Raw genomic sequence first — 17,586 nt, 5'->3', positions numbered from 1 at the left:
AACTGCATGATTTATTGCTATCCGTTGGGCTGTTTTTTCACCACTGGGGATAGCGCAATGAAAAGAAAAGCAATAACGATCGGGCTGCTGGCGTTGGCGATTGCCGGCGGCGCGCGAGCCAATACGCTGGTCTACTGTTCCGAAGGTTCACCGGAAGGCTTCAACCCGCAGCTGTTCACCTCCGGCACCACGGTAGACGCCAGTTCGGCGGCGATCTACAACCGGCTGGTGGATTTCAAACCCGGCACCGTCGAGCTGCAACCCAGCCTGGCGGAAAGCTGGGAGGTGAGCGAAGACGGCAAGCGCTATACCTTCCATCTGCGCAAGGGCGTGGCATTCCAGAGCAATAAATATTTTACCCCCACCCGCGATTTCAACGCCGATGATGTCATCTTCTCGTTTATGCGCCAGAAGGACGCCAACAACCCGTATCACAAGGTCTCCAACGGCGCCTACACCAACTTCGAGTCGATGGAGTTCGGCACGCTGATTGACCGGATCGTCAAGGTGGATGACCACACCGTGCGCTTTGAGCTCTCCCGCGCCGAGGCGCCGTTCGTCGCCGATCTGGGCATGTATTTTGCCACCATTTTATCGGCGGAATATGCCGACGCGATGCTGAAGGCCGGCACGCCGCAGCGGGTGGACAACGATCCGATCGGCACCGGGCCGTTCCAGCTGGTGCAGTACCAGAAGGACGCGAAAATCCTCTACAAGGCGTTCGATCGTTACTGGGAAGGCAAACCGAAGATCGACCGGCTGGTGTTTTCGATCACGCCGGATGCGACGGTGCGTTACGCCAAGCTGCAAAAGAACGAGTGCCAGGTGATGCCGTTCCCCAACCCGGCGGATCTGGCGCGCATGCGGCAGGACGGCAACCTTCAGGTGATGGAAAAATCCGGTTTGAATATCGGTTTCCTGGCGTTCAATACCCAGAAGAAGCCGTTGGATAACGTCAAGGTGCGCCAGGCGTTGGCGCTGGCGGTCAACAAACCGGCGATCATCGATGCGGTGTTCCACGGCGCCGGCCAGCCGGCCAAAAATCTGCTGCCACCGACCCAATGGGGCAGCAACGCGCAGCTTGAAGACTACCCGTATTCGCCGGAGCGGGCGAAGCAGCTGTTGCAGGAGGCCGGGCTGGGGCAGGGTTTCGACATCGATCTGTGGGCGATGCCGGTGCAGCGGCCCTATAACCCCAACGCCAAGCGCATGGCGGAGATGATCCAGGCCGACTGGGCCAAGATCGGCGTGCGTGCCAAAATCGTCACCTTCGAGTGGGGCGAGTATTTACAGCGGATTAAAAATGGCGAGCACCAGACCGCGCTGATGGGCTGGACCACCGCCAACGGCGATCCGGACAACTTCTTCGGCCCGCTGTTCACCTGCGCTTCGCTCGGCGGCTCCAACTCGGCGAAATGGTGCTACAAACCGTTCGACCAGCTGATCCTGCAGGCGCGTGAAGAGAACGATCACGCCAAACGGGTGGCGATGTACCAGCAGGCGCAGGTGATGATGCACGATCAGATGCCGGCGATGATGATCGCGCACTCGACCATCTTCGAACCGGTGCGCAAGGAAGTGAAAGGCTACGAGATAGACCCGTTCGGCAAACACATCTTCAAACAGGTGTCGTTGGAGAAATAAGGCACAGGCCGGGGTAACCCGGCCTTTTTCATGCCTGCGGCGCGTCGCAGTGGTAGCGGCCGCGCGGGATCACCAGCGGCGTGTGGGACAGCGGATCGTCGATGATCATGCACGGCATGCCGAACACTCGCTCCACCAGTTCGGCGGTGATGATTTCCGCCGGTTTCCCCTCCGCCACGATCTTGCCGTCGCGCATGGCGATGATGTGATCGGCATAGCGGCAGGCGTGGTTGAGATCGTGCAGCACCGCGATCATGGTTTGACCGCGCTCGCGGTTAAGCTGGCGGAACAGATCCAGCAGCTCAATCTGGTGCGCGATGTCGAGGTAGGTGGTCGGCTCATCCAGCAGCAGCAGCGGGGTTTGCTGCGCCAGCGCCATCGCCACCCAGACGCGCTGGCGCTGCCCGCCGGACAGTTCGTCGACGCTGCGGTCCGCCAATTGGCTGACGTTGGTGGCCGCCATGGCGGCTTCCACCGCCTGTTTGTCGGCCTGCGTCCACTGTTTCAGCAGGCTCTGATGCGGATAGCGGCCGCGCGACACCAGATCCGCCACGGTGATGCTGTCCGGCGCGATTGAAGTTTGCGGCAGCAGGCCAAGCTCGCGCGCCAGCGCCTTGGTGGCGAAGCTGCTGATGTTCTTGCCGTCCAGCATCACCTCGCCGGCGCTGGGTTTCAGCAGGCGGCACAGGGCGCGCAACAGCGTCGATTTGCCGCAGGCGTTCGGCCCGACGATCACCGTGAAGGCGCCGTCGGGGATCGCCACGCTCAGATCGTCAGCGATGATTTTATTGTCGTAGCCCAGCTTCAGGTGCGAGGCGTGCAGGCGGTGGCTCATGGCATTATCACTCTTCATTATCTGCGGGCCTCTCGGATGAGCAGCCAAATCAGGTACAGGCCGCCGATGCAGACGGTCACGACCCCGACCGGCAGTTGGATCGGCGCGAAAAGATGTTGGGACACCACGTCGGCGCCGAGCAGCAACGCCGCGCCCATCAGCGCCGAGGAGGTCAGGGTGACCGAGGATTGTCCGGCCAGGCGACGGGCGATCTGCGGCGCCGCCAGCGCGATAAAGGAAATCGGCCCGGCGGTGGCGGTGACGGCGGCGGTGAGGGTAACGCCAAACAGCATCAGCCACAGCCGGCTGCCTTCGGCGTTGACGCCCAGCGCGCGCGCCGTGTCGTCGCCCATTTCCAGCAGCTGCAGCCGTTTGCCCATCAGCAGCGCGGCCGCGGCCGCCAGCACGATGAACGCCGTGGCGGGCTGGGCTTTTTGCCAGGTCATGCCGTTGAGCGAACCGGCCTGCCACATGGCGGCGTCCATGGCGCGCTCGAGCGAAGCGGTGATGATCAGCCAGGTGTTGGTGGAAACCAGCACTGCGCTGATGGCGATGCCGACGATGATCAACCGGAAGCCGGCGATGCCTTGCCGCCAGGCCAGCAGATAGATGGCCAGCGCCGAGAGAATGCCGCCGGCCAGCGCGCCGCCGGCGATGTAATAGTAGCCGCCGTTGAACAGGGTGATGGCGATCAGCGCGCCGGTGTAGGCCCCCATGTTAAAGCCGATCACGTCCGGGCTGCCGAGCGGGTTGCGGATAATCGACTGGAAAATGGCGCCGCTCATGCCGAGCGCGGCGCCTAACAACAGCGCCATGGCGATGCGGGGCAAGCGCCATTGGGTGACCACGGTCACCAGATTTTTCGGCGCCTCGCCGCTGAGCGCGGCAAAGACTTGCTCCAGCGAGAGCTGCAGCGTGCCGTAGCACAGCGCGGCAACCGCCATCGCCAGGCATAACGCCAGCAGCGAAAGGTTGACCAACAGCAGGCGCAGCGGCACGCGCCAGTTGATGACGCCGTCCGGACGGCCGATATGCAGCGTGTGCGGCAGACTCATCACAAGCCCCCCAGCGTTTTCTTGCGGCGCACCAGCCAGATCAGTACCGGCGCGCCGATAAAGGCGGCGACGATGGAAACCCGCAGTTCACCGGCCGCCAGCAAGCGGCCGACCACGTCGGCGCACAGCAGTAAAATCGGCGCCAGCAGCATGGAATAGGGCAGGATCCAACGTTGGTCGGGGCCGACCCACCAACGGGCGATATGCGGCACCATCAGGCCGATGAAACTGATCGGACCGACGGTGGCGGTCGCCGCGCCGCACAGCAGCGTGATGGCGATCACCGCGACGATCTGAGTCAGCACCACGCGCGCGCCGAGCGCGATAGCCAAATCTTCCCCCATGCCGATGGTATTCAGCGGCCGGGCGATGAGCAGCGTCAGCAGGCAGCCGAGCAAAATGGCGGGGGCGGTGACCGGCAGCGTGGACAGCGTGCGGATATCCAGCGTGCCGGCCTGCCAGAAGCGCAGTTGGTCAAAGGTTTGCGGATCGATCAGCGACAGCCCGGTGGTGATGCCGAGCAGCACCGCGCCGATCGCCACGCCGGCCAGCGTCAGCCGCACCGGGTTGATGCGCCCGCCCGCCAGCGTGCCGATCAGGTAGACCAGCAGGGTGGTGAGGGCCGCGCCGACAAAGGCATAGGCCATATAGCTTTCGGTGGTGGCGGCGCCGAAAAACATGATGCCGATGACTACGGCGAAGCTGGCGCCGGCGTTGATGCCGAGCACGCCGGGATCGGCCAGCGGGTTGCGCGTCAGCGCCTGAATCAGCGCGCCGGCGGCGCCGAGCGCCATGCCGGCCAGGATGCCCGCCAGCGTACGGGGTACCCGGGCATTGAGAATGATGGTGCTGTCGGAACCGCTCGCGGCGCCCTGCAGGCTGAGCCAGACGGTATGGAAGGGGATGGCTTTGGAACCCAGCATCAGGCTGGCCATGATGCACAGCAACAACAGCGCCAAACCGATACCGAACCCGGCGATGCGTTTGAAGCCACTGGCGTAAGCTGCGTGCGGTGCGGACGAAAGCGTCCGCTCAGTCGGAGTGGGTACGTTCACACCGGTAACTCCTGTATGATTTTTATTCTCATTGTTATTTGCGTTCATGCGGGCGCTTATAGTAGCACGAGTTTACGCCCGCATGCACCCGCCGGTTGGCGGCGCAGGTGCAATGATGATGTTAATAACTATTGATATTTCAATTGATTGAATGTGAATGCTTGCCCCGTTTGCGGAAAGCGTCGGCAGGGGGCTGGCCTGCCGACGGCATGATTCAGGGCTTTTTGAACAACCGTTCGATTTGGTTCAGCATGTTGGTGGCGCTGTAGTAATCGAGGCGGAAGGTGTCGTTGCCGACGGCGTAGACGTGCCGCTGTTCCACCGGCTCCAGATGTTTGAGGAACGGGTTGGTCAGCACCTCTTGCACTTTGCGCTCATTGGTGGCGAACAGGATCAGGGTTTTGCCATTCAGGCCTTCGGCCATTTTTTCGCCGGAGATCTGGATGATGTCATGGCGTTTCCCCATGCTGGTGTTGCCTTTGGCGCTTTCCGGCGGGGTGGCCAGTTGGAAGCCGAGCTGGGTCAGCAGTTTGCCCTGGGCGGAACCCGGCGTCCACAGCATGGCCTCGCGGCCGTTGTCGGCATACACCAGCGGAGTGGTGGGCTGCGGCGGCAGCGCGATCGCCTGCTTCACTTGCTCCACGCGCTGTTCGAAACGATCTTCCGCCTGTTTGGCGCCGGCTTCATGACCGGTGATCTCGCCGAGCTCGCTGGCCAGCTGCTGCCAGCTTTTGTCGCCATAATCGAGCACCAGCGTCGGCGCAATGGCGGACAGCTGGTCATACAGTTTCAACGCCGAATCCCCGCCGGTTGCGGCGACGACGATCAAATCCGGCGCGGCGGCCGCGACGGCTTCGGCATTGGGCTCCACCTGGTACAGCCGCTCGACGTGGCGCTGCTTGGCCACCTCGCTCCATTGGGTAAAGAAACCTTGTTTATCGGCCACCAGGGGATTTGGGCTGGTGGCGGCGCTGGCGACCACCGGGGCGTCGATAGCCAGCAGCGTGCCGGTGATGGTGACGCTGGTGGACACGATGCGCTGCGGCGGTTTTTCCAGCGTGAATTTCCCTTTGACGCTGTCGATGGTGCGCGGCCAACTGCTGTCGGTTGCGGGGGCGGACGGTTTCTGCCCGTCGCTCTTGTCGTCCGGGCCGCAGCCACTGAGCAGCAGGCTGGAAGTGGCGATAAATGCAATGAACAGCTGGCGTAAGGATAGGGTCATGAGCGGGCTCTTTCTTTCCTTGAACTAAGGCGTATCAATCCGGCGGCGGATTGGCTGCGTGGTGTATGCCCGCTAATTTACCATTCAAGCCGCCAAAATGATAACCATTCGTATCTCAGCGCGTAGTGAATACAGAAAGAATAAGGAGATAGGGGCAGTGAGTGAGGCAGAAACGAAAAAAGCGCCAAAAGGCGCTTTTCTCTGAATTGGTGGGTCGTGCAGGATTGATTCGGCCTGTGGCCTCACCCTACGGGCAACGCTGCGCGTTGTCGTATCGCTGCGCGATGCTCGAACCTCTACGGTTCTTCATCCTGCACGACCCGGTGAACTCTGTCGGCGAGAGATGAAGTCAGAGTCGGATGGTGCAGAAACGAAAAAAGCGCCAAAAGGCGCTTTTTTCTGAATTGGTGGGTCGTGCAGGATTCGAACCTGCGACCAATTGATTAAAAGTCAACTGCTCTACCAACTGAGCTAACGACCCGCAGAAGTGGTGGGTGATGACGGGCTCGAACCGCCGACCCCCTCCGTGTAAAGGAGATGCTCTACCAACTGAGCTAATCACCCACTTCAGGACTTCCAGGCACTGCTAAACGAGAGAATGATGGTGGGTGATGACGGGCTCGAACCGCCGACCCCCTCCGTGTAAAGGAGATGCTCTACCAACTGAGCTAATCACCCTCATTCGTTCTCATTTTTCTCAACAAGATGGTGGGCGATGACGGGCTCGAACCGCCGACCCCCTCCGTGTAAAGGAGATGCTCTACCAACTGAGCTAATCGCCCCGTCTTGTTGGAGTCGCATTATAGGGATAGTTCAAAGTGAGTCAACGCTTTTTAAAATGATTTCAATCGTTCGCCGCAAATTTAGGCAGGGCGCGATAATTATCGCCAGCAGCGCCGATTCTTTGCGCGATGCTATGCGAAACTCGCCGCAAAACGCGCGAAATCGACCGGCGCAATATCGTGTCGGCGTTGAGGAATTAGCGCGTGGTGATACAATGTCGTCCACTCTTTTTTCAATTCCGAGCAATCGTCGGCAACCGCCGACACGCGTTGCGTAATAAGGCAGTGAACCCAATGAAAATCAAAACCCGTTTTGCACCGAGCCCGACCGGCTATCTTCACGTCGGCGGCGCGCGTACCGCACTTTATTCCTGGTTGTTCAGCCGCCATGCGGGCGGTGAGTTCGTTCTGCGTATCGAAGATACCGATCTGGAACGTTCGACCCAGGACGCGATCGACGCAATTATGGATGGCATGAACTGGTTGAACCTGGATTGGGATGAAGGCCCGTATTTCCAGACCAAGCGTTTCGATCGCTACAACGCGGTCATCGATGAGATGCTGGAGCAGGGCACGGCGTATAAATGCTATTGCTCCAAGGAACGTCTGGAAGCGCTGCGCGAGAAGCAGATGGAAAACGGCGAGAAGCCGCGTTACGACGGCCACTGCCGCGACAGCCAGTGCAGCCACACCGACGACGAGCCGCACGTGGTGCGCTTCCGTAACCCGCAGGAAGGCTCGGTGATCTTCGACGACAAAATTCGCGGCCCGATCGGATTCAGCAACCAGGAGCTGGACGATCTGATCATCCGCCGCACCGACGGTTCGCCAACCTATAACTTCTGCGTCGTCGTCGATGACTGGGACATGGAAATCACCCATGTGATCCGCGGTGAAGACCACATCAACAACACCCCGCGCCAGATCAACATTCTCAAAGCGCTGGGCGCGCCGGTGCCGGAATACGCGCACGTGTCGATGATCCTCGGCGACGACGGTAAAAAACTGTCCAAGCGCCACGGCGCGGTGGGCGTCATGCAGTATCGCGACGACGGCTATCTGCCGCAGGCGCTGCTGAACTACCTGGTGCGTCTGGGCTGGTCCCACGGCGATCAGGAGATCTTCTCCATCGATGAGATGAAAGAGTTCTTCACGCTGGAAGCGATCAACAAATCCGCCAGCGCGTTCAACACCGAGAAGCTGCAGTGGCTGAACCACCACTACATCAACCATATGCCGGCGGAAGAAGTGGCGGTGCATCTGGCATGGCACGTTGAGCAACTGGGCATTGAAACCCGCAACGGCCCGGAACTGAAAGACATCGTCAAGCTGCTGGGCGAGCGTTGCAAAACGCTGAAAGAGATGGCGGAGTCTTGCCGTTACTTCTACGCAGATTTCAGCGAGTTTGACGCCGACGCCGCCAAGAAGCACCTGCGCCCGGTCGCGCGTCAGCCGCTGGAAGCGGTGCGCGCCAAGCTGGCCGCCATCACCGTCTGGACGCCGGAAAATGTGCATGACGCCATTCAGGGCACGGCGGATGAGCTGGGTGTCGGCATGGGTAAAGTCGGCATGCCGCTGCGCGTCGCGGTGACCGGCGCCGGCCAGTCGCCAGGCATGGACGTGACTGTGCATGCGATCGGCCAGAAGCGTTCGCTGCAGCGCATCGACATGGCGCTGGCTTACATCGCCGAGCGTGAAGCGCAAGCCTGATTAGGTTGATACGCCATAAATGAAAAAGCCCCGTGGAGCAATCCCGGGGCTTTTTTTATTGCTTGCTGTCAGGCTTGCTCGCCGGCCGGTAAGCCCGGACGGTAGGCGAGGAAATACATCAGCCCGACAAAGCCGGCGCCGCCCAGCGCATTGCCGAGAAATACCGCGACGAAATTAGGCAGGTACTGCTCCCAGCCCATGCCGCCGGCAAAGATGGCCGCCGGGATGATGAACATGTTCGCCACCACGTGCTGGAAGCCGATGGCGACAAAAGCCATGACCGGGAACCACATGCCGATCACTTTGCCCGGCACATCCTTGCTGGCGAAGGCTAACCACACCGCCAGGCACACCAGCCAGTTGCAGCCGACGCCGGAGATGAAGGCGTGCAGGAAGTCCGCATCCACTTTGGCCTGCGCGATCGCCAGCGTCTTATGCAAAAACGCGCCTTCGGTCAGGCCCAGCAGGTGGCCGAAAAAGTAGGCGACGGCCACGCTGCCGGCCAGGTTGGCCAGGGTGACCCAAAACCAGTTGCGCAGCACGGCGATAGCGGGAATTTCACGGGCAAACCAGGCCATCGGCAAGGTCATCATGTTGCCGGTCAACAGTTCGCCGCCGGCCAGAATGGTCAGGATCAGGCCGATAGGAAAGACCGCTGCGCCCAACAGCGCGCCGAAAGAGCCCCATTCGGCCGGCAGGGTGCCGATGACGTGAATATCCAGCAGGAAGCCGGTGGCGATAAAGGCGCCGGCGAGAAAGCCCAGAATCAGCAGATTAGCGAGCGGGGCGCGGCTTTTGTTTACCCCGGCCTGAACGGCGAGGGCGGCGATTTCTTTTGGTGAATGCAAAGACATGACGGACTCGGTTTATAGTAATGAAGTTTATGGCGCGGGCAGTCTATGCCGCTCGGGAGTCCGACTCAAGCGCATTTCGCTAACATTCCGTTAATTAAAAATCAACGTGATATGCAGGGTCTTTCGCCATTTTGAGATGTAGCGCGCAAAATGGATGAACTCTGCGCAAAGTGATGATTTTTTGGCGCCAAAGATGCTGATTTGGCGGCTTTTTCAACGCTTGATTCAGTAATTCAATTTAGCCGTTGACAGCTTTGAGCGGGTTTCATATTATGCGCCCCGTTCACAGCACAAAGTGATTGTGGAACGGGGCTATAGCTCAGCTGGGAGAGCGCTTGCATGGCATGCAAGAGGTCGACGGTTCGATCCCGTCTAGCTCCACCAACCTTCTTCTCAGAGAGGTTGGGGAATACCGTAACGCCGGTCAACGCGTACCACTTTTGTGGGGCTATAGCTCAGCTGGGAGAGCGCTTGCATGGCATGCAAGAGGTCGACGGTTCGATCCCGTCTAGCTCCACCACCATTTAAAAAGCCGACCTTAGGGTCGGCTTTTTGCTTTGCATTATTCCACCTTCGCCGAAGGCCAGCCAATAAAAAAGGCGCCCGCAGGCGCCTTGTTATCCTGGCCGGTTCGAGGCTTAGCCCAGCACCAGACCCGCGATGGAAGCGGACAGGATGCTGACCAGCGTAGAGCCGTACACCAGCTTCAGGCCAAAGCGTGACACCACGTTGCCCTGGTGTTCGTTCAGGCCCTTGATCGCACCGGCCACGATGCCGATGGAAGAGAAGTTGGCGAAGGACACCAGGAACACCGACAGGATCCCCAGGCTGCGCGGCGACAGCTCGGCAGAGACTTTCTGCAGTTCCATCATGGCCACGAATTCGTTGGAAACCAGTTTGGTCGCCATGATGCTGCCAACCTGCAGGGCTTCGTGTTTAGGGATGCCCATGATCCAGGCGAATGGATAGAAGAAGTAGCCGAGGATTTCCTGGAAGCTCAGGCCGAAAATGGCGCTGAACACACCGTTGAGCGCGGCGATCAGGGCGATGAAGCCAATCAGCATCGCGGCGACGATAATCGCTACTTTGAAGCCCGCCAGGATGTATTCACCCAGCATTTCAAAGAAGCTCTGGCCTTCGTGCAGGTTGCCGAGGTGCAGCTCTTCTTCTTTATTGGTGTCGTACGGGTTGACCAGCGACAGCACGATAAAGGTGCTGAACATGTTCAATACCAGCGCCGCCACCACGAACTTGGCGTCCAGCATGGTCATGTAGGCGCCGACGATGGACATGGAAACCGTAGACATCGCGGTCGCCGCCATGGTGTACATGCGCTTTTCCGACATCTTGCCCAGGATATCCTTGTAGGCGATGAAGTTTTCGGATTGCCCCAGGATCAGCGAGCTGACGGCGTTAAACGACTCCAGCTTGCCCATGCCGTTCACTTTCGACAGCACGGTGCCGATAATGCGGATGATGAACGGCAGCACCTTGATGTACTGCAGAATACCGATCAGCGCCGAAATGAAGACGATTGGGCACAGCACCTTCAGGAAGAAGAACGCCAGGCCTTTGTCGCCCATGCCGCCGAACACGAAATCAGTCCCTTGTCCCGCAAACCCGAGCAGTTTGTCAAACAGCGCGGCGAATCCTTTTACGAAGCCCAAACCCGCTTCCGAATGCAGGAAAAAGTAGGCCAGCAGTACTTCGATAACCAGTAGTTGAATAACATAGCGAATGCGGATGCTTTTACGATCGCGGCACACCAACAGGGCCAGGATCGCCACCACCACTATCGCCAACGCAAAGTGCGCAATATGGGACATGTTTGCTCCAAATTTGAGGCAGGCTGAATTTCGGCTGTCATTTTATGTAACGCTACGTTTAAAAACGAGACTTCTATTGCAAATATGGAAAATCATAGTGGGAGTTCTCCTAAAGTGTTGCGCAAAAGCATAAAAAATCAAGATGTTAAAGCAGCAATAGGAAATTCGTATTCTTGTGCTAACCTGTCTTTCAGGGGTATTGCAGCCAAAATCCCATCCCAAAAGCACGGAAATCGGCAAGCTTCGTGCTGAACCCTTCGATAAAACCGTTAATGTTGGCTATTACAGAGATAAGTTTTACCGCTCCAAATGCGCTTGATAATTATTATCATTTATATAGAGTGGAGATAAACGTAATTTCAGTAAGGGTTCAACATATGCTGAACAGTCGCGTGGTTGAAACCACCTCCGGTCGCTCCGCCAGAAAAATCAAACTCTCGCTCATGGGGCCCGCCTTCATCGCCGCTATCGGCTATATCGATCCCGGCAACTTCGCCACCAACATCCAGGCCGGCGCCTCATTCGGCTACAGCCTGCTGTGGGTGGTGGTTTGGGCCAATGTGATGGCGATGCTGATCCAGCTGTTGTCCGCCAAGCTGGGGATCGCCACCGGGAAAAATCTGGCCGAGCATATTCGCGATCGCTTTCCGCGGCCGGCGGTGTGGGCCTATTGGGTACAGGCGGAGATCATCGCCATGGCGACCGATCTGGCCGAGTTTATCGGCGCGGCGATCGGTTTCAAGCTGTTGCTCGGCGTCTCTTTGTTGCAGGGCGCAGTGCTGACCGGCATCGCCACCTTTTTAATTCTGATGCTGCAAAAGCGCGGGCAAAAGCCGCTGGAGCTGGTGATCGGCGGCCTGTTGTTGTTCGTCGCCGCCGCCTACATCGTCGAGCTGGCGTTTTCCCAGCCGCAGCTTGCGCCGCTGCTGAAAGGCATGGCGTTGCCCGATCTGCCTAACGGCGATGCGGTATTCCTGGCTGCCGGGGTATTGGGCGCCACCATCATGCCGCACGTGATCTATCTGCATTCGTCGCTCACCCAAATCGGCGGCGAGCACGACAAGGCGGAACGCTATGCCGCCACCAAAGTCGACGTCGCCGTGGCCATGACCATCGCCGGTTTCGTCAATCTGGCGATGATGGCCACCGCCGCCGCCGCGTTTCATTTCAGCGGCCACAGCGGCATCGCCGATCTCGACGTGGCTTACCTGACGCTGCAACCGCTGCTCGGGCACGCCGCCGCCACCGTGTTCGGCCTGAGCCTGGTGGCGGCCGGCCTCTCTTCTACCGTGGTCGGCACGTTGGCGGGGCAGGTGGTGATGCAGGGGTTCGTGCGTTTCCATATTCCGCTGTGGCTGCGGCGCGCGGTGACCATGCTGCCGTCGTTTATCGTCATCATGTTGGGGATGGATGCGACGCGCATTCTGGTGCTGAGCCAGGTGCTGCTCAGCTTCGGCATTGCGCTGGCGTTGGTGCCGCTGCTGGCTTTCACCGGCAATCGGGCGCTGATGGGGGAAATGGTCAACGGCCCGCTGGTGCAAAACCTGGGCAAGCTGATCGTGCTGGTGGTGGTGGGATTGAACGGCTACCTGCTGATCGGCAGCGTGCTGTAAGCAAAAACAGTGCGGGCCGGCGTTGCGCCGGCCCGTCGTCGTTAATCGCGGTCGTCATCGCCGTGGCGGCGCCAGCGATCGCGGTCATGATCGTGGTGGTGCTTTTTCTCTTTCTTCCAGTGGTGCTTATCGTAGTGTTTGTCGTATTTACGATAGCGTCCTTCATGGTAGTAATAGTGTTTACGCCAGTAGTCGCCATCGCGCCAGCGATAGCCGTCCCAGTAGTAACCGCGACGGCTGCGGTCGCCGAGATAACGCCCCTGATGGCCTTGCCACCAGTCGCGATCCCGCCAATCGTAACCATCCCAATAGCGGCCGCGGTTATCCTGATCGCCGATGCGCAATGAAACGCCCGGCATCAGATCGATGCTGATCCCTTCGGCATGCGCCTGCTGTGCGGCGGGCAGTACCGTCGCCGCCAAAATGGCGGCCAAGAGCAGAGGTTTAAACATGGCTTCTCCTTCCCGCTTGCGCGGCCTGGCCGTTTGTCACTTTATGAAGCGCGTTCATCAGTTTAAAAGCGGCCTTATCGTTATTTTTGCTGCAATATCGGCATCATAGCGCCGGCGCATAGGGTTGAATCTGAGAGCCACTCTGAAAATGATGCAGGAGGTTAAGATTTGAGATTTTTCTGGGGTAGCGCCGCTCGATTGAACGGCGGAATTTGTAAACGATTACAATAATATTGTCTCGATCTGCGCGAGCTCTTCTTCACTAAAGTGACGATTGGCCAGCATGCCCACCGCGTCTTCTATCTGCGCATTCTTGCTGGCGCCGATCAGCACTGAGGTAACGCGATCGCCGCGCAGCACCCAGGCCAGCGCCATCTGCGACAGCTTCTGCCCGCGTTGCCGCGCCAGCGCATCGAGGCGGCGCACCTTGTCCAGTCGCTCGGCGGTCAGCTGCTCCGGCTGCAGGAAGCGGCTGCCGCTGGCGGCGCGAGAATCTTGCGGTATGCCGTGCAGGTAGCGATCGGTCAGCAGGCCGCCCGCCAGCGGCGAGAAGGCGATAGATCCGACGCCATGTTCCTCCAGCGTATCCAGCAACGCCGTCTCCGGCCCGCGTTCCAACATCGAATACTTCGGCTGGTGGATCACGCACGGCGTGCCGAGCCGCTGCAGAATGTCGAACGCCTGTCGCGCGCGCTCGGCCGGGTAGTTGGACAGGCCGACATACAGCGCTTTGCCCTGGCGCACCAGCAGATCCAGCGCCGCCATGGTTTCTTCCAGCGGCGTGTCCGGATCCGGCCGATGATGATAAAAGATATCCACATACTCCAACCCCATGCGCTTCAGGCTCTGATCGAGGCTGGCGACCAGGTACTTTTTCGAGCCCCAATCGCCGTAGGGGCCGGGCCACATGGTGTAACCGGCTTTGGATGAGACGATCAGCTCATCGCGCCAGGCCCGCAGATCGGCGTTGAGAATGCGGCCAAAGTTCTCCTCGGCGGCGCCGGGCGGCGGGCCGTAGTTATTGGCCAGATCGAAATGGGTAATGCCGCGATCGAAGGCGCAGCGGATCAGGCCGCGGGCGTTGTCGTACAGCGTGGCGTCGCCGAAGTTGTGCCACAGCCCGAGTGAGACGGCGGGCAGCTTCAGCCCGCTGCGGCCGCAGCGCCGGTATTCCATATCTTGATAACGCGAAGGGGAGGCTGGGTAAGACATAGTTATCCTTGTCGGCGAGAGGTGAAGTGCTTTGAGTGTATACGTTTTCACCTCGCGCTGCCGCGGGAGGGATCACGGCGCCGGCATGTAACGCCAGGTTGCCGTTCGACGCAGGGGTGATTGTTCGAAATTTGAACGGCATCTTCGATACTTAAGATAATCGCTACAGTTGCAGACAGGTGATGATCATGACTCAGACCTATACGGTGGCCGATTATCTGCTCGATCGTCTGGCCCAAATCGGCATCCGTCATTTCTTCGGCGTGCCGGGGGATTACAACCTGCAATTTCTCGATCACGTCCTCGCGCATCCGCAAATCACCTGGGTAGGCTGCGCCAACGAGTTGAACGCCGCCTACGCAGCCGATGGCTATGCGCGCTGCAAACCGGCGGCCGCGCTGCTCACCACCTTTGGCGTCGGCGAGCTGAGCGCGTTGAACGGGGTGGCCGGCAGCTACGCCGAATACCTGCCGGTGATCCACGTGGTCGGCACGCCGGCGCAGCGCGCCCAGCGCGCCGGTGATTTGCTGCACCATTCGCTGGGGGATGGCGACTTCACCCACTTCGCCCGGATAGCCAAAGAGGTGACCGTCGCACAGGCTAACCTGACCGCCGATAACGCCGCCGTGGAGATAGACCGCCTGATCGGCGTCGTCTTGCTGGAACATCGCCCGGTTTACCTGATGTTGCCCAGCGACGTCGCGCAGGCGCCGCTGCCGAATAAACCGGCGCCGTTGATGTTGCGTCAGGCCAAACTGTCGCAGAGCGCATTGCAGGCGTTTATCGCCGCAGCGCGCGAAAAGCTGCTGTCGGCGCGGCGGGTGTCGCTGCTGGCGGACTTCCTGGCCGATCGCTTCGGCGCCGAAGCGGCGCTGGACGAGTGGCTGCAGGAGGTCGATATGCCGCACGCGACGCTGCTGCTCGGCAAGGGCGTGCTGGACGAGAACCGCGCCGGTTTCGTTGGTACCTACTGCGGCGGCGCCAGCGATCCGGCGGTGAAACAATTGATCGAAAACGCCGATGTGGTGATCAACGTCGGCGTACGCTTGACCGACACCATTACCGCCGGTTTCACGCATCATCTGCCGGTGGAAAAATGCATCGATATTCAGCCGTTCGAAGCCTGGGTCGGGCGGCGGCGCTTTAGCCGCATTCCGATGCGCGAGGCGGTGCAGGCATTGCACCGCCTGAGCCTGTCGCTGGCGTCGCGTTGGCCATTGCCGCCGATCGTTCGCCCGGCGCTGCCGGAAGGCGATGGGGAACGGCTGGATCAGCACGCCTTCTGGCGGCAGATACAGGATTTCCTGCGGCCGGGGGATATCGTGCTGGCCGATCAGGGCACCGCCTGTTTCGGCGCGGCGGCGCTGACGTTGCCGCGTGGCTGCCGCCTGATCGTGCAGTCGCTCTGGGGATCGATCGGCTATACCCTGCCGGCGACGTTCGGCGTGCAGACCGCCGAACCGCAGCGCCGGGCAGTATTGCTGATCGGTGACGGCGCCGCGCAGTTAACCGTGCAGGAACTGGGATCGATGCTGCGCGACGGGCTTAAACCGGTGATCTTCGTGTTGAACAATCAGGGGTATACCGTTGAGCGCGCGATCCACGGGCCGGAGCAAAGTTATAACGACATCGCGCGCTGGAACTGGACGCAGTTGCCGACGGCGCTGGCCGGTGAGCGGCCGGTGAAGGCGTTGCGGGTCTGCGATCCGGACGGATTGCGTCAGGCGCTGCGCGAGGTCGCGGACGACGAGCGGCTGGCCTTCATCGAAGTGATGCTGCCGAAGATGGACATTCCGGAACTCCTCGATACCGTCTCTCGCGCTATTCAGGCGCGCAACGCCGCCGCTTAGGGCTGGGTGTCGCCCAGCAGGCGCTCCAGCATCCAGAACCCCGCCGGGCCCGGCGGGGTCAGTTTGGACCATACCGCATCCACCGAAATCAGTTTTGGCCAGCCGCGCGGCCGCAGCTGGGTGAGTCTGCCGTGGCCGTATTGCTGTACCAGCCAGTGCGGCAACACCGCCCAACCGAATCCTTGTTCCGCCATCTCCAGCAACAGCAGATAGCTGGGCGCCGACCAGACCAGTCCACCCTGTCTGGCCGCCTCGGCGCCGGTGTAGGTATTCAGGATCAGCTGGCGGGTGCTGGACAACTGCTCCGGCGTCGGCGCGGCGACCTGGGCCAGCGGATGCTGATGGGCGACGAACAGCCCCATTTCGGTCTGCTCAGGCAGCCGGGAGAAGGCGATATCCGGCGGATAACTTTTTTGCACTTCCACCATGCCCAAATGCGCGCGGCCGCTTTGCAGCAGATCGATAACGTCGCCTTCCTCGGCGATCATCCATTCCAGCTCAATTTCCGGGTAGCGCTGTTCGAACAGCTGCATCAACCGATCGTGATGCTTGGGCTGGTAGGTATCGGAAAACACCATGCTCAGGCGCGGTTCAACCTCGCCCGCCAGCTGAATGCTCAGGGCGTCGAGCCGTTCGCTGGCCGCGAGGATAGCCTGTACGTGCCCCAGCACTTTGCGGCCGGCGGCGGTGAGCACCGGCTGGCGCGCGCTGCGATCGAACAGCGTCAATGCCAGGTCGGCCTCCAGATTGGCGATGGCGGTGCTGACGGTGGATTGGCTTTTGCGCAGTTTGCGCGCGGCGGCGGAAAATGAGCCGAGGGCGGCGGCTTCCACGAACGCCTGCAACGCTTCCGGGGAATAATGCATGATATATCTACTTTATCGATGGAACCTATTTTTAATCTACCCAAAAAAGCGATGATAATCACCAGGCTTTCGCAACAACTGTTGAAAAAAAGGTGATGTATGCAACTGCAAAACAAGTCTCTCATTGAACGTATCGTCCACGCCGTCGGTTTCGAGGCCATCGCCGTGATGGTTTGCGCCCCGCTGGGCGCGTGGCTGCTGAACCGCTCAATGGTGCAGGTCGGCGCGTTGGCGGTGATGCTGTCCACCGTCGCGATGCTGTGGAACATGGTTTACAACACGGTGTTCGACCGCCTGTGGCCGGTCAGCCGGGTGGTGCGTAACCTGAAGGTGCGCGCGCTGCACGCCGTCGGCTTTGAAGCCGGTTTTATCCTGATCGGCGTGCCGATCGCCGCCTGGATGCTGAGTATCTCCTGGGCGCAGGCGTTTATGCTGGAAATCGGTTTCTTCCTGTTCTTCCTGCCGTACACCATGGCCTATAACTGGCTGTACGACACGCTGCGCCAGCGCTGGTTCGAGGCGCGCCAGCCGATCAATTCCGGCGCCAAATAAGGCGTCGTCAGACTGACGATTCTCAGGTAAGGTCAGAGGATCGTCGGAAATGCTGAGG

General features: G+C 60.1%; 14 protein-coding genes, 6 tRNA genes and 1 other RNA gene. 7 read left to right on the top strand and 14 right to left on the bottom strand.

The window, feature by feature from the left end; translation table 11 throughout:
* The first annotated feature begins 57 nt into the window (after positions 1 to 57).
* The gene (locus J0F90_RS17505; protein ID WP_033639714.1) at positions 58 to 1,644 is read left to right on the top strand and encodes an ABC transporter substrate-binding protein; all 1,587 of its coding nucleotides are present in this window, start codon (positions 58 to 60) and stop codon (positions 1,642 to 1,644) included.
* Positions 1,645 to 1,672: 28 nt separating this feature from the next.
* Here the strand turns inward: J0F90_RS17505 and J0F90_RS17500 are convergent, their stop codons facing one another.
* The 9 genes from J0F90_RS17500 to J0F90_RS17460 all read right to left on the bottom strand — a co-directional run bounded on the left by J0F90_RS17500 (position 1,673) and on the right by J0F90_RS17460 (position 6,593).
* Entirely contained in the window at positions 1,673 to 2,479 is an 807-nt protein-coding gene (locus J0F90_RS17500; protein ID WP_033639715.1) for an ABC transporter ATP-binding protein, read from the bottom strand.
* A gap of 17 nt (positions 2,480 to 2,496) precedes the next feature.
* On the bottom strand, positions 2,497 to 3,534 hold the full coding sequence (gene fepG / locus J0F90_RS17495) for an iron-enterobactin ABC transporter permease (protein WP_016926800.1): 1,038 nt from the start codon (positions 3,532 to 3,534) through the stop codon (positions 2,497 to 2,499).
* Positions 3,534 to 4,589 carry a Fe(3+)-siderophore ABC transporter permease gene (gene fepD, locus J0F90_RS17490; protein WP_016926801.1) on the bottom strand — a complete coding sequence of 352 codons (1,056 nt, stop codon included), beginning with the start codon at positions 4,587 to 4,589 and terminating at the stop codon, positions 3,534 to 3,536. The genes fepG and fepD overlap by 1 nt, the downstream gene beginning before the upstream one ends.
* Before the next feature lie 214 nt (positions 4,590 to 4,803).
* On the bottom strand, positions 4,804 to 5,811 hold the full coding sequence (fepB, locus tag J0F90_RS17485) for a Fe2+-enterobactin ABC transporter substrate-binding protein (RefSeq protein WP_033639716.1): 1,008 nt from the start codon (positions 5,809 to 5,811) through the stop codon (positions 4,804 to 4,806).
* A gap of 207 nt (positions 5,812 to 6,018) precedes the next feature.
* Positions 6,019 to 6,142, bottom strand: a non-coding RNA gene (locus J0F90_RS17480) — RtT sRNA.
* Between the two features lie 74 nt (positions 6,143 to 6,216).
* Positions 6,217 to 6,292 (bottom strand) — tRNA-Lys (locus J0F90_RS17475).
* Between the two features lie 7 nt (positions 6,293 to 6,299).
* Positions 6,300 to 6,375 (bottom strand) — tRNA-Val (locus tag J0F90_RS17470).
* Between the two features lie 38 nt (positions 6,376 to 6,413).
* Positions 6,414 to 6,489 (bottom strand) — tRNA-Val (locus tag J0F90_RS17465).
* Between the two features lie 28 nt (positions 6,490 to 6,517).
* Positions 6,518 to 6,593, bottom strand: a tRNA-Val gene (locus J0F90_RS17460).
* A gap of 294 nt (positions 6,594 to 6,887) precedes the next feature.
* On the opposite strand from J0F90_RS17460, the gene gltX reads away from it, so the two are divergent.
* Complete coding sequence (gene gltX, locus J0F90_RS17455) at positions 6,888 to 8,303, top strand: glutamate--tRNA ligase (protein WP_033639717.1); 1,416 nt, start codon at positions 6,888 to 6,890, stop codon at positions 8,301 to 8,303.
* 68 nt (positions 8,304 to 8,371) lie between these two features.
* On the opposite strand, the gene J0F90_RS17450 is transcribed toward gltX, so the two are convergent.
* Positions 8,372 to 9,157 carry a formate/nitrite transporter family protein gene (locus J0F90_RS17450; RefSeq protein ID WP_016926804.1) on the bottom strand — a complete coding sequence of 262 codons (786 nt, stop codon included), beginning with the start codon at positions 9,155 to 9,157 and terminating at the stop codon, positions 8,372 to 8,374.
* Between the two features lie 308 nt (positions 9,158 to 9,465).
* Between J0F90_RS17450 and J0F90_RS17445 the strand changes: the two genes are divergently transcribed.
* Positions 9,466 to 9,541: transfer RNA gene (locus tag J0F90_RS17445), tRNA-Ala, on the top strand.
* Positions 9,542 to 9,601: 60 nt separating this feature from the next.
* A tRNA-Ala gene (locus J0F90_RS17440) sits at positions 9,602 to 9,677 on the top strand.
* Positions 9,678 to 9,795: 118 nt separating this feature from the next.
* Here J0F90_RS17440 and J0F90_RS17435 read toward each other — a convergent pair.
* Positions 9,796 to 10,983 carry a NupC/NupG family nucleoside CNT transporter gene (locus tag J0F90_RS17435; RefSeq protein ID WP_004936373.1) on the bottom strand — a complete coding sequence of 396 codons (1,188 nt, stop codon included), beginning with the start codon at positions 10,981 to 10,983 and terminating at the stop codon, positions 9,796 to 9,798.
* A 377-nt stretch (positions 10,984 to 11,360) separates the two neighbouring features.
* Between J0F90_RS17435 and J0F90_RS17430 the strand changes: the two genes are divergently transcribed.
* Positions 11,361 to 12,596, top strand: a complete 1,236-nt coding sequence (locus tag J0F90_RS17430; RefSeq protein ID WP_004936371.1) for an Nramp family divalent metal transporter — start codon at positions 11,361 to 11,363, stop codon at positions 12,594 to 12,596.
* A 41-nt stretch (positions 12,597 to 12,637) separates the two neighbouring features.
* Here J0F90_RS17430 and J0F90_RS17425 read toward each other — a convergent pair whose 3' ends face one another.
* Both J0F90_RS17425 and mgrA read right to left on the bottom strand, forming a co-directional pair.
* Complete coding sequence (locus tag J0F90_RS17425; RefSeq protein ID WP_004936369.1) at positions 12,638 to 13,048, bottom strand: DUF2502 domain-containing protein; 411 nt, start codon at positions 13,046 to 13,048, stop codon at positions 12,638 to 12,640.
* 222 nt (positions 13,049 to 13,270) lie between these two features.
* On the bottom strand, positions 13,271 to 14,260 hold the full coding sequence (gene mgrA / locus J0F90_RS17420; protein WP_016926806.1) for an L-glyceraldehyde 3-phosphate reductase: 990 nt from the start codon (positions 14,258 to 14,260) through the stop codon (positions 13,271 to 13,273).
* A gap of 188 nt (positions 14,261 to 14,448) precedes the next feature.
* Between mgrA and J0F90_RS17415 the strand changes: the two genes are divergently transcribed.
* Entirely contained in the window at positions 14,449 to 16,110 is a 1,662-nt protein-coding gene (locus J0F90_RS17415; protein WP_033641379.1) for an alpha-keto acid decarboxylase family protein, read from the top strand.
* Here J0F90_RS17415 and J0F90_RS17410 read toward each other — a convergent pair.
* On the bottom strand, positions 16,107 to 16,976 hold the full coding sequence (locus tag J0F90_RS17410; RefSeq protein ID WP_033639718.1) for a LysR family transcriptional regulator: 870 nt from the start codon (positions 16,974 to 16,976) through the stop codon (positions 16,107 to 16,109). The genes J0F90_RS17415 and J0F90_RS17410 overlap by 4 nt on opposite strands.
* A 99-nt stretch (positions 16,977 to 17,075) precedes the next feature.
* Here J0F90_RS17410 and J0F90_RS17405 point away from each other — a divergent pair, with 99 nt between their 5' ends.
* Positions 17,076 to 17,528: a multidrug/biocide efflux PACE transporter gene (locus tag J0F90_RS17405; protein ID WP_016926809.1), complete on the top strand. Its 453-nt coding sequence runs from the start codon at positions 17,076 to 17,078 to the stop codon at positions 17,526 to 17,528.
* Positions 17,529 to 17,586: the final 58 nt, after the last annotated feature.

This window comes from Serratia marcescens subsp. marcescens ATCC 13880, from assembly GCF_017299535.1.
GTDB classification, from domain to species: domain Bacteria; phylum Pseudomonadota; class Gammaproteobacteria; order Enterobacterales; family Enterobacteriaceae; genus Serratia; species Serratia marcescens.
The sequence above is the reverse complement of the archived record's forward strand: the minus strand, read 5'-3'. Positions and strand labels throughout refer to the sequence as shown.